The sequence below is a fragment of the Virgibacillus sp. M23 genome (assembly GCF_034190895.1).
Classification (GTDB): Bacteria; Bacillota; Bacilli; order Bacillales; family Amphibacillaceae; genus Virgibacillus; species Virgibacillus salarius.
Genome location: NZ_JAWDHA010000056.1, coordinates 1 through 16,192, shown reverse-complemented (window position 1 = coordinate 16,192; position 16,192 = coordinate 1). Strand labels below are relative to the sequence as shown.

The following is a 16,192-nucleotide window of genomic DNA, read 5'->3' as shown; positions in this document are numbered from 1 at the left end:
TAGCAAGTTGTGTTTTGTTTTTATTGTTTTTAGCAAAATTTTTCTCACCCATACCACTTCTTTATTACTGATGCTCTTGCCTCGAGCATCAGTCTTTTTTGTACATGCACATTTCACGTTTTATGGCTTCACCACTAAAACCAATTCTTGGCTTTTTCCATGAGCTTCTGAGTAGAATCAACAGATAATGGAACAGGTGGAATAGAGTCGATAAAATATTTGCCGTAGCGCGCCTTAACCATTCGTGCATCACATACAAATACAATTCCTCTATCACTAGAAGAGCGAATTAATCTGCCGAACCCCTGTTTAAATCGAATGACGGCATTAGGTAAAGAAAATTCCATAAACGGATTTTTTCCTTGTTCTTTTAAATAGGCGGATTTAGCTTCGTGTACTGGATGATCTGGGGGTTGAAATGGCAATCGCACGATCATTAAACACGATAAATCTTCACCTGGAATATCCACACCCTCCCAGAAGGAACTTGTTCCTAATAGAATGGCTTGATTAAAGGTCTGGAAATTTTTCTTTAATCTGGCTCGGCTACCACTTGAGATTCCTTGAGCAATTAAGGCATAACTACTTAGGTCTAATGTTTCCTTCAAAAGGGCATGAGCCCGCTTTAACATATCGTAAGAAGTAAACAGTACTAGCATCCTTCCTGCTGTTATTTCTGCCAATGAAATAATTGATTCACATGTAGCATATATAAATTCATCGATATTTCCATATTTGATATCTGGAAAATCGTTCGGAACCATTAATTGAACTTGATCTTTATAAGAAAAGGGCGATTCAATTTGTTTTGTAATTAACCTGTCAGCACTAATACCTAATCTATCCTGAATAAATTGAAAGGATTGATTCATGGTCAATGTAGCACTTGTTAAAATAATACTTTCTTTACTAGCAAAGAAATCTTTTGCTAGTAAACCGGCAACATTTGTTGGCTCACTATATAAATAAACTGCATTCTTTGCTCCATAAGCTTCAATTTCTATCCACTTTACTTGCTCGCTTGTTTCTTCGACAAGGAAAAGCTCTTCAAGTCGATCAATATAGCTTTGCAGCTGCTCTGTATGTAATTGGATACGCTCTTTATCCTGTCTTTCGATCTCTTCTTTCTTTTCTAAGTAATGTACCATAACAGCTAATCCGTGGATTAAATCACGCAGATAAAATAGTAAACGATTAACCATTTCCTTAATGGCATCCCATTTCTCAGGATGTTCCTTTTCATGAGAGAATCGATATTGTGTTCTTCCAATATCACTTAAAGTCTTGTTTGACTTATGTTGATCTACTACATATTGAAATAAATGACGAAATAAATCATCTGTTTCATATTTAGCTTCCTCAATAATATAATCCCATTTTTCTAATGGAAGCTGATCATGATTTATTTGGTACGTATTAATTAGATTCGTTAGGAGCTTGTTATCTTCTGTTTTTCCTAACTGATTCAACATATACTGCATGTGAATATAATCTAGCTTAAGTCCATAATGTCTTGATGCCGTATCCTCCAAATGATGTGCCTCATCAATTATTGCTTTATCATAACTTGGGAGTAACTGATATTCATTAAACATATCCGTGCATAGTAAAGCATGATTTGTAATAACAATATCTGCACGCTGAGCTCTTTTACGCGCCTTCTGATAATACGATCTAGCAAACCAAGGTGAAGTCGGATCAACATTTTCTTCCGTATCAGCAGATATACGTCGAAAGAAGAGGTAGCCACTGGATGGAAGTTGAATTTCATCTATATCCCCTGTTACGGTCTCTGTCAACCACACAAGTATTATCGCTTTTGTTAAGGCAATATCGTAATTGTCCTGTTGAGAATCACGTAATTCATGTTCCAATTTTTCCAAGCTAATGTAATGGGACTTCCCTTTCAGTAAAGTCGCATGTAATGGGAAATTAACTAATTTATTTACCATCGGTAATTCTTCTTCTAATAATTGTGATTGTAGCTGAGTAGTAAACGTACTTATGACAATCCGTTTCTGGTCTTTGATTGCTTCATATATTGTAGGAATAAGGTATGCGAGCGACTTTCCCGTACCTGTCTCTGCCTCTATGAATGCGTGTTGGTGACTCTGAAAGGCATCAAAAATTGTTTCTGACATCTCACGTTGACCGACGCGCTTTTCATAGTTATTTATTTGCTTTTCCATTGCTCCATTTTCTTCGTATATATGATCCAAGTACTCACCAAACGATAAATCAAGCGTGCGAACTTGGTAAGACTGTGGTTCCGTTTGACGATAAGCGAGTCCCCGATATGTTTCTATACCAGATATATCCTCAGAAGAAAAAAGTAAAGCCTGCTGTCTAGAGTGAAGTAATTGATATACATCTGATTTTAATGTTTTCTCTATTTTCAACAGCTGTTCTATTGTTTCATAAGGTAAAGATTCTAATTTCTCCTTTAATCTTAAAAACAGCTTTGCTGTTACATATGCATCTGATAATGCACGATGTGGCTCATTATGCTGCAACTTAAGATATTCAGACAACTGGCTTAATTTAAAGCTTGGAGATCTCGGAAATAAGATTCTTGCTAGTTCAACAGTATCAAGTATCGGGGTTGTTAATTTATTCCTACCACAGTTTTCTAATTCAGTATTTAAAAAACCTAGGTCGAAAGGAACATTGTGTGCGATTAAATAGCTGTCTTCAAACAAACGTGTTATTTCATCGGCTCTTTCTTCAAATAAAGGAGCATCCTCTACATCTTTGTCAGAGATTCCTGTTAAATTTGTAATAAATAATGGAATTTCCTTTCCTGGATTTAGTAAGGTGGAATAGCTATCAATGATTGTATTATTTTCGATAATTACAAGACCCGCTTCGATAATCTTATCCTCTTTACCTGGAGCGTTACCAGTTGTTTCTAAGTCAATTACAACATATCTTTCCATCTTTTCACCTCACTTCTAGCAACCAGTACATCAATTCGTTTTACATCGTATTTATCATAACAGGATTTCGTTTGTGGTCAATATAAAATGAGCTTCACTTTTAACGGTAAATTACGCTTTTTTATTAAACCAATCAATTTCCCCAGAATACAAGCGTTCTACTTTACCAGACTCATTTCTGATTAATAACGCCCCATCAGATGCAATCCCTGCAAATATTGCTTTCTTCTTCTCCTGTAATGTGTAAATCGTTATCCATTCACCTATTTTAAAGCCGTAAGCTTCCCATTTTTTCTTTATCTCAACAAAGCCCTTTTTCATATACATATCATACGTCTTTTCAAACGTACATAAAAATTCTTGAATAATTGACTGAATAGACCATGATTGATTCGTTTCAATTTGTAATGAAGTGGCTCTTTCTTGGATTTCTTCTGGCCAATCTGATAATTGCTGATTAACGTTTAGACCAACACCGATTACTACGTATTGAATTTTATCTTGTTCTGCCTGCATCTCGGTCAATATGCCAGCACATTTCTTTTGATTGGCAAATAATATATCATTGGGCCATTTGATCAAAGGTTCTGTACCTGTCATGTCACTTATTGTATCAGCTAATGCTACTGCAGTTAATAATGTTAATTGCGGAGCAAGATATGGCGGTAACTCTGGCCGTAAAATCATACTTAACCACATGCCGCTGCCTCTTTTGGAATGCCAAGCTCGGCTCATTCTTCCCCTACCGATTTTTTGCTCATCAGCAATAACGACGGTACCATGTCCTTTGTTCTCCTTGGCTTCTTGATGTGCAACAACTTGGGTTGAATTCGTGACTTCCCTATGAATTACTTTTTTTCCAAGCCATTTCGTCTTAAGTCCCCATTGTATCGTATTTTCAGTTATCCTTTCGGGAAAACCGATAATTCGGTAGCCCACCTTTGATTTTGCTTCTATTTGGTAACCATCTCGCTCTAGTTCCTTCATATGTTTCCAGATAGCGCTTCGTGAGATATTTAGTTTTTCTGAAAGCATCTGTCCAGAAATATAATCCTCCGTATGTTCAGCTAATAATTTTATTAACTTATTTCGGGTGGATTCCATTTTATCCACTCCTTTATCGTTTCGTATTGATTAGGTAAACCATGTAAAACAATTTGTTTTTCAAGGTTATTTAATAGATCGTTAATCCATGGCCCCTTTTTGTAACTAGGAAATAAACGTATGATATCATTTCCGTTCACTGCTAGTTCTGTTCTTGATTTAATCGGCAGTGTTTCGTAAATTCCCCATAAATCCGTGAGTTGAATCGGACTTGTTGGATCGACTATACTCGCCACCCTCACGAATGACTCATATAAATATTCAGGAAGCTGATATACCAGCAGCGGTGATACCCCTAATTTTTTCCATGTATCTATGTGCATCGACAGTTGAATTGCTTCGTTCTTCACTTTGTTTGAACATTTCCATGCTTTTGTCCACATCGATATGTTAAGTGATGGCTTTAATAAATGGCAAACAGCCATTACCTCACCAAACGAATATAGAGGTTGCTTAATAGAAGCAACGTCATGAAATAGCTGCTCATGATCCTTAAATACAGGAAGATATTTATAAACACCGGTATCTCTCAAATACGTGCAACCTTGCGAAATATAATTTCCTGCAAAAAATTTCGTGAATTCATTGGTAATCCTTTCAATCGCTAAATTACCAATCTGCTGCTTCACTTGTTTCATATGCTTTAGTGTCGTTTCATCAATTTTAAAGCCAAGCTGACTACTAAATCGTAATGCCCGAATTATTCGTAACGGATCTTCCATAAATCGCTCTCTTCCATTCCCTACTGTGCGAATAATTCTATTTTCAAGGTCCTGCTTGCCCTGAAATAAATCAATTATGGCGCCATGACGACTCATGGCTAAAGCGTTTATCGTAAAATCCCTTCTTGCTAAATCCTTATCAATTTTGTCGATATATGTAACCGAGTCAGGATGTCTCTGATCGGAATACGATCCATCCACTCGAAATGTGGTTACCTCAAAAGATTCTTTTTCAAAGCGGACAATAACAGTTCCATGCTCAATACCTACTGGTATAACGTTATGAAAGATCTCTTGTAAAAACTCGGGTGTTGCTGATGTTGCAATATCTATATCTCCTACTGGTCGATTTAATAAATAGTCCCTGACACATCCACCAACAAAAAAAGCCTGATGATGATAGCCCTCAATTCGTTCAATTACTTTTATTGCTTTTTGGAAAGATTCATTATACATATCGATCACCATTTCTACGGAGTATCTAATACTTTATCATATAATCGTTCATAATGTTCAACGATTTCTTTAGAATGAAATTGCGTATTAACCATTTCAAGTGCATTCGCAGCGAACCGTTGATGTTGTTCTTGATTGGATAATATCTTTATCGCATAAGTTGCTGCTTGTTTTGTATCACCAAGCTCAGTAATATAGCCAGTTTCTCCATGCTGTATTACTTCTGGTATTCCACCGATATTCGTCCCGATACAAGGAACTCCGCAAGCCATCGCCTCTAGTAATACTAGTCCAAAGCTTTCCTTTTCAGAAAGCAGCAGCTTTAAATCGCAAATCGATAATAATTCATTAATGTTCTTTTGTTTCCCTAAAAATAATACTTTTTCATCTAAACCTAGCTCTTCAACTAAGGCTGAAGCAGTACCATACTCTGGTCCATCACCAATAAGTAGAAGTTTGCTTGGTATATTTTCTTGGATTAGCTGAAACGTTTGTATGACATCTGGAAGCCGTTTTACTTTACGAAAATTAGAAATATGCACAACCACTTTTTCTTCTGGGGCTATCCCATACTGCTCCTTGATGATTGGCATCTCTTTACGATAATACTGCTTTTCATTTACAAAATTATAGATTACTTCTATTTCTTTATTAACATGTAATAAATCTGCAGTATGATCAGCTAAATAATGTGAAACCGCGGTTACGGCATCTGACTTTTCAATTCCATGCTTAATCATGTTTTTAAATATATCATCGATTGCTAATACAGTTATATCAGTTCCGTGTAGTGTTGTTACAATCTTCACATCATGTTCTGCGATATCCTTCGCTAAAAGCGCACTTATGGCGTGGGGCATTGCATAATGAACATGTAAGATATCAAGCTTCTCTCTGTTAATAACCTCTGCCATTTTTGCTGCCAGCGCTAAATCATATGGTGGGTATTGAAAAACTGGATAATGATTTAATTCTACCTCATGAAAATATATTCGAGGATTAATTCGATTTAATCGAAATGGCAAGCTTGATGTAATAAAATGTACTTCATTCCCTCTTTCTGCTAAAAGCATACCTAATTCAGTAGCGATTATACCTGATCCGCCAACACTAGGATAACAAGTAATGCCTATTTTCCTCATTTGCGATTATCCTTTTCCTTCTTTTCTTTTACGATCTCCCTCCATTGGAAATCGCCATTGTCAAGGCCCCTGACAAAGATTTCTGCTGCTGCAATGTTAGTAGCCAGTGGGATGTAATAAACATCGCATAATCGCATCAAGGCACTAACATCAGGCTCATGTGGCTGAGCTGTTAATGGATCTCTAAGAAAGATGATCATATCCATTTTATCATTTGCTATCATTGCTCCAATTTGTTGATCTCCACCTAGTGGTCCTGATTGAAATAAATTCACATCAAGACCCGTTGCCTCAGCTACCATCTTTCCTGTTGTACCAGTTGCATATAAGTTATGCTTCTTTAACGTATGCTGATAGGCAATACTAAAATTAATGATATCTTTCTTCTTTTTATCATGAGCAATTAATGCAATGTTCATTTTCATACAATTCCCACCCTATAATATATTTTCCAAACCATATATAAGCCGTCGCTCTTCCATTACCTTGTTAATTCCAAGTTTAACTCCTTCCATAAAGGAAGCACGATCCATAGAGTCATGTTTTATGGTAAGTGTTTGCCCATCGCTTCCGAATATTACTTCTTGATGTGCAACCAGACCAGGTAAACGTACACTATGGATCTTAATCCCATCTATATCAGCGCCTCTTGCACCAGGCAATGTTTCTTTTTCGTTTGGATGCCCTTGCTTTTTAGCTGTTCTTGTTTCTCGGATTAATTCAGCTGTCTTAATGGCTGTTCCAGAAGGAGCATCTAGTTTGTTATCATGATGCTTCTCAATAATGTCCACGTCAGGAAAATATGTAGCAGCCATTTTTGCAAACTTCATCATTAAGACAGCTCCGATTGCAAAGTTTGGCGCAATCAAACAGCCGACATTTTGAGAATTTGAAATGGAGCTTAGCTCCTCTATTTGTAATTCGGAGAAACCGGTCGTCCCGACTACAGGACGTACATGGTGTGCTAGAGCAATTTTTGTGTGCTGGTAACCTGCTTCAGGAACAGTCAAATCAACCAGTACATCTACCTCATTATTCTCATTAAAGCAAGTCTCAGCATCCTCATATATCGGAACGTCGATGGAAAAATGAGGAACTACCTCTTGTAACGTTTTTCCTCCATGTTTACGATCAATACATGCTACGAGACGAAATTCAGTTTCCTTTTCTACCATTTTGACTGCTTCTGAACCCATTTTTCCTCTTGGGCCTGCTATTACAACGTTAATTGCCATGTGACATTCTCCTTTTATGTATAACTAGTCTTTTCTGGTCCATCTATGTTTATCGCGTGATTCAATTTTAGTTATCGATGAATGAAATGCTTCCGATAAGTCTATATCCAATGAGTTAGCGAAACAAGAAAGCACAAAAATAATATCACCTAATTCTTCCTCTACTGTCCTTTCCTGTTCGGAAGGCTTTTTAGGCTTTTCGCCATAATAATGATTTACTTCTCTTGCTAGTTCTCCAACTTCTTCCGTCAATCTAGCCATTAAACTTAATGGAGAGAAATAACCTTCTTTAAATTGGCTGATATAGTTATCAACTCGTTCTTGTATCTCTTTTGTAGAGTAATTGGTTATAGTAATGGAAATCTCCCCCTATATTCATATTTGCTACTATTATCGTAGCTAATCCACGTTGTTTTGACAAATATTTAATTCATAACCCTTCCATTATGGAACTTTTTAAAACTTCCTAAAAAAATAGAATTGTTCTTTATAGATAGTTTGTCTATACTGTTAATAGGAATGGACATCGTTAGAAAGTAGGAGGTTTTCGTTTGATATTTGGATTAAAAGTAAAAAATATACTATTTATTTTATTAGGATCCGCCATATTTTCTTTTGGTATTGTTCACTTTAATATGCAGCACAATCTAGGTGAAGGCGGATTTACTGGAATTACGCTATTGCTATATTTCCTTTGGAAATGGGATCCAGCGATTACAAATATAATTTTAAACATTCCACTATTTTTAATCGGCTGGAGGTTTCTAGGACGAAATTCATTTATTTATAGCATAATTGGGACTGGAGCGGTATCACTGTTTTTAAGTATATTCCAAATCAATCCATTTGATTTGCATCTTGAATCAGACATGACTCTAGTCGCGCTCTTTGCAGGGGTATTTATCGGGGTAGGTTTAGGAATTATTTTCCGGTTTGGCGGTACCACTGGTGGTGTCGATATTATTGCAAGGCTCGTTAATAAATATGTTGGATGGAGCATGGGGAGAACCATGTTTCTCTTTGATTTTATCGTCATCATGACTTCTGTATTTGCAATATTAGACTTAAAGCAAGGGATGTATACATTGTTAGCTGTGTATATCGGTGCCAGAGTCATTGACTTCCTACAGGAAGGGGCATATTCAGCAAAAGGGGCTACCATCATCTCCAGTCAAAGCAATGATATTGCTGCCAAAATACTGAAAGATATGGATCGAGGTGTTACTGTATTAGAGGGGAGAGGGAGCTTCTCAGGTGACAAACGTGACGTATTATATTGTGTCGTAGCAAGAAACGAAATTGTACGCTTAAAAAATATCATTAATAGCGTTGATCCACATGCATTTGTTGCTGTTAGCACTGTCCACGATGTACTCGGGGAAGGCTTTACATTAGACGAAAACAAAAATCCTATACAGGAATAAAAGCAAAACCATTTCTTTAAGAGGGTACAACAATCAAATTAGAACTTAATTCGAGATAATTGTCTACCTCTTCATACCTTACTCAACATAAAGGAGGGTTCTGGGCGCTGAAGCTGGAAGCGGATCAATACGCCCATCTTGATCCGCATCGGTTAACTTTATAATTTCCTAAACAATCAAAAAGAAACACGGACCGTGATGTTCATACACTATGGTCGGTGTTTCTTTTATTTAATGGGCTGTTAAAATAACCCCTTCTTCATTCTTACTAATCATTATTTGATGCAACATACATCAAGATAAACCGCACTAATTCAGCAACTGCTACTAGTGCCGCTGCAACATAAGTTAATGCCGCTGCATTTAGCACTTTCTTTGTTTCACGTTCTTCGTTATTTCGAATTACACCCGAAGATACGAGCTGAGCCATCGCACGATTCGATGCATCAAATTCAACAGGCAACGTTACGAGCTGAAATAGCACTGCTGCTGACATGAAAATGATACCAAATAGGAATAATCCTCCCATGTTAAGGAGTATACCTGCAAGAATAAGGAAGAAGGATATATTTGATCCAAAACTTGCTACAGGTACCAATGCGCTTCTAAATCTTAGGAAGGCATAGTCTTCTGCATCTTGAATAGCATGTCCAACCTCATGTGCTGCCACAGCGGAAGCAGCCATGGATTGACTGTGATAGTTTCCAGTAGAAAGTCGAACAACCTTTTTTCTCGGATCATAATGATCCGACAATGTACCTTTAGTTTCTTCGATTGTTACATGATATAATCCATTTTCGTCCAAAATTTTACGAGCAACTTGTGCACCAGTCATATACGATGATGTTGCTTTTTTAGAATATTTTTTATAGGTATTCTTAACCTTTGATTGTGCCCAAATTGGGATTATCAATAGTAAAGCTAGATAAATGAGGTAACCGCCAAAGCCACCTAACATGTTTGCATTCCTCCTTGTTAAGGTCAATTTTAGTCAAAAATAGGTAGTTAGTCAACTATTTTATCTTTTTTAGCTTTTTTCCTCGATTCACCTTTATATTTTCTCCAACTAACGTAGGTTAATGTAATCCCAATACATCCACCAACAATTATAACTGTCCAAATCAGCGGAAGAAGGTCCCCGTTTTGCTTTGGTGGTTCCTTTGCTTGCACGAGCACGCTTGCTTCAATCATGATAGGCTGTATATGAAAATAACCAATCATCCCTATGATCACTAATATGCATGTAATAACCGAACCCAGTTTGTTTTTTATCATAGCGATCACCCCATATTTAGCTTCTAACACTAATGTATGATACGGGATAATATTATATAACAGTGATATTTTTGCAGTTGGTGGGCCGTTAATTATCGTGTTCTTTTTTACGTATCGTCAGATAATAAGCAATGAAGATGGATACAATACTCAACCAAAATGTAAAATAACCAATTTCGTTCATATATTCGGTGAGCGATCCGTATACCGGCATCATTTCAAATACATAATCAATAATGTCATTATGTAATGTCCACACTGCTGCTACGGCAATATGACGAAGCTTTATTTGATAATAGGGGGCATATAATAACCCTTGGATTGCCATTGCACCATGCGAAGCAATAAGCATATATCCTTGCCAATTTAGCGAACCATCAACAGCTAGTGTAAGTAAATTCATTACTACCGCCCATATACCATACTTAAATAACGTAATAATACCCAGTGCCTCTACATACGGTACATGCCTGTTGAACATAAAAAATAAAAGAAAGATCGTAAAGAATAAGCTAGCTGTGGGACTGTCAGGAACAAATATTAAAAATATGTCAGGGGTTACGGATAACTGACTTTCATACCATTTGTAACCATAAATGGTACCTGCTAAATTGATAAAAAATAAAAGCATTAAAAAGCGTTTGTCCAATAATATGCATTTTATCAAGAAATCGTTCCTCTTTTCCTAGAGATTCAATACATTACTCACGAATATTTGAGTAGAATGATAAAAAACACCCCCACCAATCTGATTGGCAAAGGTGTTTTTATTAATTCTTATTCCTGCGATTGCTCATTTACCGATACTATAAAGTCAACAAGTTGTTGCAATTCTTCATCCGTACCAGCAAATTGACCAGGAGGCATTGATCCAGTACCATCTTTAGCAATGGTAGCAATCTCTTCAGCAGAATGTTCTGTACCAATTAATGCTGGAGCAGCTGCACCACCCTGTAGGTCTTCACCATGACAGGACATACAGCTATTCTCATAAATTGCATATCCTGGATCTTCTGTGTCTATTGCAACCTCTTGCCCTGGAGGTATTGGTTTATTTGCCTCAGCACGTGATTCCCAATCAACATGAGATGCAGATTCGTACGTTAACCAAATAACAGAAGCAAGAGCCAATAGCATCATACCAACTGCTACCGGACGCTGATGAGGTCTTCTTCCTGGTCCATTATCAAGGAATGGAGCAAGTAATAGCGCTCCAAAAGCGATACCTGGTAAGACCAATATCCCCATAATAATAAAGTCTCCACTAGCGAATTGATATTTGAGTAATTCATATAAGAACAAGAAGTACCAGTCCGGCAATGGAATATAGGATGCATTTGTTGGATCGGCCATTCCCTCTAAAGGAGATGGATGAGCTAAGGTCAAGCACAAGAACCCAACTAAAAACACAGCACCTACCAACCACTCTTTTAATAAAAAGTTGGGCCAGAAAGCTTCTGTTCTACCGGGATATTCGGAATAATCTTTTGGTACATTCGGTTTTCTTTCAGCAGAGATACGAGAATCTCCGACAAACTTCATACCTTTACCCTTATGCAATGCTTTCCCCTCCTTTTTATAGCGGTCCTGAAATACCTTGTCTACGTATTAATATAAAGTGTACTGCCAATAGTCCAAATAAAGCTGCTGGCAGGAAGAACACATGAATCGCAAAGAAACGTGTTAGTGTTTGTGCACCAACGATATTTGCGTCACCAGCTAATAGCGTTTTCAATTGCTCACCAATAAACGGTACTTGTTCGGCAATTTCCAAGCCAACCTGTGTTGCAAAATATGCTTTATTATCCCATGGTAGTAGATATCCAGTGAATCCAAGTCCAAGCATAATAAAGAAAATGAGAACTCCAACGATCCAGTTAAGTTCACGTGGTTTTTTATAAGCTCCTTGGAAAAACACTCGCAACGTATGTAATAACAGCATTACGATAACAACACTAGCGCCCCAGTGATGCATTCCACGAACAATTTGTGCATGTGCAACCTCTGTTTGTAAATAGTAAACAGACTTCCAAGCATTTTCAATGTCTGGAACATAATACATCGTTAGAAACATTCCAGATAGAATCTGAATAACTACTACAAAAAATGTTAACCCTCCAAAACAATATACAAATGCAGAAAAATGATGTGCTGGGTTAACATGTTCAGGTACTTCGTGGTCTGCAATATCGCGCCAGATTGGCGTAATGTCTATGCGATCGTCTATCCAATCATAAATTTTTTGTAGCATAAATGATTACGCCCCCTCTCTTGGTACTGCGTCGCCTAAGAATAACATACCTTCTCGAACTTCTGATTCATAAACATCCAATGGTTTTAAAGGTGGTGTGCCAGGCACATTTGTCCCATCTTTATAATAGCGTCCATCATGACATGGGCAGTAGAACTGATCAGGGTATTGGTCATTTCCTTCCCAAGATACAACACAACCTAGGTGTTTACAAATTGGGGAAAAGGCTTGAATTTCATCTTTGTCATTCTTGAATACCCAAGCTGATCGGTTTACTTCAGATTCATACCAGCCATCCACTTGGTTCACTTTCCAATCAATACGCTGAGGCTCTGTAGTAATATCCTCAACAGCTAGACTGACATTCGTCAAGTCACCATGACCAGATTCTTGTAACACTGGATCAACTGCCATTCGCAACATTGGTGCAAGCATTCCAGCTGCCATGAAACCGCCAACACCTGTAAGCGTATAATTTAAAAACTGTCTACGGGATACTTGCTGCTTCTTTTCACTCATGATTTTCCCCCCTCTTTTACAATGATCACGGACAATAATAGTTTAATCAGATTACTAGGACATTAACCATGATAGCGCAAACTGTTTGTCCGGTCAATAAATATTCATATTTGTTAACAAAAAGTTTTTTAATTATTCATTACCAATAAGACCGGATTAATTCACTAATTTGATCCACCTGATCACGAACAAATCGATGCATCTCAGCTGAATGTAGATCACCAGATTTCATTCCAGGTAGCCACAGTAAGGTTCCTTTCAGTACTTGTTCGTGTTTCTTCCAGGAAGCATCTAATGTCAGAAAGAATACATGGGAGAACGGCTGCTTTTGAATCTCCGTTATCCAACCATGCAATCTTTCTATTTCCTCTTCTTTTGTTGCATGCTTAACATAGTAGTAAGAAGGAGTTAGCATGACTCTACCTGTAAGTTCTTTTTCTAGGTCATTAGCTAATACTGTAGTTAGTTCATTTTGAAATGCATTTTTTTCAAGCTCTGATTCCGTAGACATTTGATATGGAATTAATGGTATCAGAATGGTATCAATGTATTCTTTTGCTTCCAGATATTGAGCTAAATCCGCTTTATTCCATTTCATATAGTTATCAGCCTTTCTATATTGTTTAACAGCATTGCCAAAAATATTACACTATGTGTAAATATTATCTTATTAACACAAAAAAAATCAACCTATTGCTTTAGCAATTTAGGTTGATGAGGGTTACTTGCTTCAAGCGATTTTAATTCATTCGATAATTTAATAAAAGCTTCCTGATTCATTTCGTCCAACGCAAGATCAATTTTTTTATGCAATTGCTTTTTCTTAAAATCAAAAATCGATTGATCTAATAATTGCTTCGCAAGCTCTTGGTCTTTTTGAGTAATGAAATATTCATCTGGAATAAACGGATTCTCTTCTAATACAGCAATGTATAACGCATTTTGATATGATTTCTTAAAATTTAGTTGTAAATACAATGGTTCGTGCTTATTCAAGCGAATATCATGAAAGGATTTCTCTGCATCACTTGTAACCAATTGATTTTTGTAGAAACGAAAGGCTGTCTCCTCTGAACAATGACTTGTTATGATAATTCCTCTAGGGCAAAATTTAGCTTCCCTAACAAAATGGACGTTGGTAAGTAACTCATCATGGTTCACTAGATAATTTAGTATCCACACGCTCTCACGTTTTTTTAACTGATAATGATTTAAAAACCACTGGATAAAACTCTTTTTATCTTCTACGGAAACTGGTGTTTGCATGAGTGACTTTGCCCCCTTCACGATTCATCTAAGATCATTCTATAACTCTTTTTCACTATCTGATTGCTTCAACCGAGCAAGGAACTCACTAATATCATCATCTATTGGATGCGTTGTTAGATATGCCTCAAACACAGGTATTGCCTCTTTCATCCTCCCCTCCTCTGTTAAGAAGTAACCATATTCCTTAAGAAAGTCAGTATCATCTTTAAGGTTAGTATATGCAGCATTATAGTGTTTTAATGCATTATCATATGATTCCGTTTCATTATATGCACGGGCAAGCTCCCATTCATACTGAGGGTCATCTGCTCCTGTATGTTTAATTTCGATAATTAAGTCAATAATTCCTTTAAAATCTGCTTTATTTTTTAATAATTCAATCAAAAATAAGATGGCTTCTTTAAAGTCAGGATCTATAGCAATGGCTTCCCTAATATGCGTTTCACTCTCCACATCATTCTCAAGCTTATGGGCAAGCATGCCGGCCATAAAATAGAGTTCTTTATTAAAGGTATCCACTTTAATGCCTTTTAGGGCTGTTTCATAAGCTTTTTCCACTAACCCCTCCTCTTCATACACTTTAGCCAATTGATAATATGCAGTATGATAATACGTATCAATCTCAATAACATGTTCCCAAGCTTTTCTTGCAATATCGCTTCTTCCCGCTTGATAAGCAGTGAATCCATATTTAAATAAAGAATCCGGATTTTCGCTATCTTCATCTTGATAATAGGTCAATGCTAGTTCATATTCTCCAGAAGCGGCATAAGCCTCTGCAATTCGATCATTGATAGAAACATTAGCAATTTCCTTTGCTTTAGGAAGAATTTTTTCGTAATAATTTGTTGCCTTTCGATAATCTCCTGTAGAGAAATATAATTCTGCTAAAGCAAAGTCCAGAATAGGTTCATTAGGATCGCGATTCTTTGCCATCAGTAATTTTTGCTCAGCTACTTCAAATAAACCCTGTGCTTGATATAAATCAGCTAGCTGAATCAACGTCTGTACATAAGCCGGATCATCTTCTTGAATTTCGTTTAATAATTGTATGGCTGCTTCATCATCTTCCAATTCGATATAAATATCAGCCAAGGTTACCTTTAGTTCTCCTTCTGCAGGAAACTGTTGTATTAATGCTTGTAGTAATACACTTGCTTCTTGAAGATATCCCCATTGGATGTACAATTCAGCAATCGTATATTTCTCTTCCTCATCAGCCATGGGCAGATAATTCTCTAAAAGCTCGATCGCTTTTTCACTCTGCTTTGCTTCCATTAAATGAACAGCTTCCATTATTGTTTCCACATTAAACGCTCCTTTTGTATATATAAATCAAATGATTCCATCCGTGTGTGAAAATTTAGTAGTACACTTTATCATAACGAAAATAGGAATGATGTTCAAAATAAAAGCATGACTTCGGAGATATTACCACCGATACAGACATCCAATATCACCGTACTCCTCTCATAACGAAGCCTCTATATAGTCACTTGTTTACTTGAGATTTCTCCATATGCGAGCTTCTCATCTTTAGCTATTATTTTGATTCCACTTATCATCTGAAGCAATTAGTTGCTTCAAAACGACTGGTAGTCTAGAGGGAAAGAAACAGCTGAAAATAGCACGTTGGATAACTAACGTATACCAACTGAACAATAGCTTGGCGTGAAACCCCTTTTCTATTATAAGAAAAACGGAGCAAAATTCGCTCAGTCCTTATCACTACATGCTCAGATCTACGCTTCCTCTAGTAGCTATTATGGAATAATAGCTACTGCTTGCTTGACCACCACTCCGGCTGCCCACTTCCCTTTCCGTGGGGTTTGTCCTTCAGCTAACTTTTTTAGCAAAAC

16 protein-coding genes and 1 pseudogene are annotated in these 16,192 nt (G+C 36.9%); 1 reads left to right on the top strand and 16 read right to left on the bottom strand.

All coding sequences use genetic code 11. From position 1 onward, the window contains the following. Positions 1–134: 134 nt before the first annotated feature. The 7 genes from dinG to RVS70_RS17150 form a co-directional block, all read right to left on the bottom strand. On the bottom strand, positions 135–2,936 hold the full coding sequence (gene dinG, locus RVS70_RS17180; RefSeq protein WP_026680992.1) for an ATP-dependent DNA helicase DinG: 2,802 nt from the start codon (positions 2,934–2,936) through the stop codon (positions 135–137). A 111-nt stretch (positions 2,937–3,047) separates the two neighbouring features. Next, a complete protein-coding gene (locus tag RVS70_RS17175; RefSeq protein ID WP_026680993.1) occupies positions 3,048–4,040 on the bottom strand; it encodes a biotin--[acetyl-CoA-carboxylase] ligase in 993 nt (330 codons plus the stop codon). Next, on the bottom strand, positions 4,016–5,218 hold the full coding sequence (locus tag RVS70_RS17170; protein WP_026680994.1) for a CCA tRNA nucleotidyltransferase: 1,203 nt from the start codon (positions 5,216–5,218) through the stop codon (positions 4,016–4,018). The genes RVS70_RS17175 and RVS70_RS17170 overlap by 25 nt, the downstream gene beginning before the upstream one ends. Before the next feature lie 14 nt (positions 5,219–5,232). Next, positions 5,233–6,360: an N-acetyl-alpha-D-glucosaminyl L-malate synthase BshA gene (bshA, locus tag RVS70_RS17165; RefSeq protein WP_205388530.1), complete on the bottom strand. Its 1,128-nt coding sequence runs from the start codon at positions 6,358–6,360 to the stop codon at positions 5,233–5,235. Next, complete coding sequence (gene mgsA, locus RVS70_RS17160; RefSeq protein WP_121605893.1) at positions 6,357–6,779, bottom strand: methylglyoxal synthase; 423 nt, start codon at positions 6,777–6,779, stop codon at positions 6,357–6,359. Before mgsA ends, bshA begins: the two co-directional genes overlap by 4 nt. Positions 6,780–6,797: 18 nt before the next feature. Further along, a complete protein-coding gene (gene dapB / locus RVS70_RS17155) occupies positions 6,798–7,595 on the bottom strand; it encodes a 4-hydroxy-tetrahydrodipicolinate reductase (RefSeq protein ID WP_026680997.1) in 798 nt (265 codons plus the stop codon). 24 nt (positions 7,596–7,619) lie between these two features. Next, positions 7,620–7,946, bottom strand: coding sequence for a nucleotide pyrophosphohydrolase (locus RVS70_RS17150; protein ID WP_026680998.1), 327 nt, complete (start codon positions 7,944–7,946; stop codon positions 7,620–7,622). Positions 7,947–8,146: 200 nt separating this feature from the next. On the opposite strand from RVS70_RS17150, the gene RVS70_RS17145 reads away from it, so the two are divergent. Beyond that, positions 8,147–9,019, top strand: coding sequence for a YitT family protein (locus RVS70_RS17145; protein WP_026680999.1), 873 nt, complete (start codon positions 8,147–8,149; stop codon positions 9,017–9,019). Between the two features lie 268 nt (positions 9,020–9,287). Here the strand turns inward: RVS70_RS17145 and RVS70_RS17140 are convergent, their stop codons facing one another. The 9 genes and pseudogenes from RVS70_RS17140 to RVS70_RS17100 form a co-directional block, all read right to left on the bottom strand. Further along, positions 9,288–9,977, bottom strand: a complete 690-nt coding sequence (locus tag RVS70_RS17140; protein ID WP_026681000.1) for a zinc metallopeptidase — start codon at positions 9,975–9,977, stop codon at positions 9,288–9,290. 47 nt (positions 9,978–10,024) lie between these two features. After that, positions 10,025–10,144: pseudogene (locus tag RVS70_RS17135) on the bottom strand (sporulation protein YpjB); the annotation flags it as partial. Between the two features lie 238 nt (positions 10,145–10,382). Then, positions 10,383–10,961 (bottom strand): DUF1405 domain-containing protein, encoded by a 579-nt coding sequence (locus RVS70_RS17130; RefSeq protein ID WP_026681002.1) that lies wholly within the window; start codon positions 10,959–10,961, stop codon positions 10,383–10,385. Between the two features lie 110 nt (positions 10,962–11,071). Further along, positions 11,072–11,854, bottom strand: coding sequence for a menaquinol-cytochrome c reductase cytochrome b/c subunit (locus RVS70_RS17125; protein WP_026681003.1), 783 nt, complete (start codon positions 11,852–11,854; stop codon positions 11,072–11,074). 16 nt (positions 11,855–11,870) lie between these two features. Continuing rightward, entirely contained in the window at positions 11,871–12,545 is a 675-nt protein-coding gene (gene qcrB, locus RVS70_RS17120) for a menaquinol-cytochrome c reductase cytochrome b subunit (protein ID WP_026681004.1), read from the bottom strand. A gap of 6 nt (positions 12,546–12,551) precedes the next feature. After that, positions 12,552–13,064: a ubiquinol-cytochrome c reductase iron-sulfur subunit gene (locus tag RVS70_RS17115; protein WP_026681005.1), complete on the bottom strand. Its 513-nt coding sequence runs from the start codon at positions 13,062–13,064 to the stop codon at positions 12,552–12,554. 139 nt (positions 13,065–13,203) lie between these two features. After that, positions 13,204–13,662: a DUF2487 family protein gene (locus RVS70_RS17110; RefSeq protein WP_026681006.1), complete on the bottom strand. Its 459-nt coding sequence runs from the start codon at positions 13,660–13,662 to the stop codon at positions 13,204–13,206. Between the two features lie 92 nt (positions 13,663–13,754). After that, complete coding sequence (locus tag RVS70_RS17105; protein ID WP_026681007.1) at positions 13,755–14,330, bottom strand: ReoY family proteolytic degradation factor; 576 nt, start codon at positions 14,328–14,330, stop codon at positions 13,755–13,757. 39 nt (positions 14,331–14,369) lie between these two features. After that, on the bottom strand, positions 14,370–15,641 hold the full coding sequence (locus RVS70_RS17100; RefSeq protein ID WP_121605092.1) for a tetratricopeptide repeat protein: 1,272 nt from the start codon (positions 15,639–15,641) through the stop codon (positions 14,370–14,372). Positions 15,642–16,192 lie beyond the last annotated feature (551 nt).

Coding starts and splice junctions, on each gene's coding strand:
- mgsA (WP_121605893.1), bottom strand. CDS start 6,779: ATGAACATTGCATTAATTGCTCATGATAAAAAGAAGAAAGATATCATT.
- dapB (WP_026680997.1), bottom strand. CDS start 7,595: ATGGCAATTAACGTTGTAATAGCAGGCCCAAGAGGAAAAATGGGTTCA.
- RVS70_RS17170 (WP_026680994.1), bottom strand. CDS start 5,218: ATGTATAATGAATCTTTCCAAAAAGCAATAAAAGTAATTGAACGAATT.
- dinG (WP_026680992.1), bottom strand. CDS start 2,936: ATGGAAAGATATGTTGTAATTGACTTAGAAACAACTGGTAACGCTCCA.
- RVS70_RS17175 (WP_026680993.1), bottom strand. CDS start 4,040: ATGGAATCCACCCGAAATAAGTTAATAAAATTATTAGCTGAACATACG.
- qcrB (WP_026681004.1), bottom strand. CDS start 12,545: ATGCTACAAAAAATTTATGATTGGATAGACGATCGCATAGACATTACG.
- RVS70_RS17140 (WP_026681000.1), bottom strand. CDS start 9,977: ATGTTAGGTGGCTTTGGCGGTTACCTCATTTATCTAGCTTTACTATTG.
- RVS70_RS17105 (WP_026681007.1), bottom strand. CDS start 14,330: ATGCAAACACCAGTTTCCGTAGAAGATAAAAAGAGTTTTATCCAGTGG.
- RVS70_RS17115 (WP_026681005.1), bottom strand. CDS start 13,064: ATGAGTGAAAAGAAGCAGCAAGTATCCCGTAGACAGTTTTTAAATTAT.
- bshA (WP_205388530.1), bottom strand. CDS start 6,360: ATGAGGAAAATAGGCATTACTTGTTATCCTAGTGTTGGCGGATCAGGT.
- RVS70_RS17110 (WP_026681006.1), bottom strand. CDS start 13,662: ATGAAATGGAATAAAGCGGATTTAGCTCAATATCTGGAAGCAAAAGAA.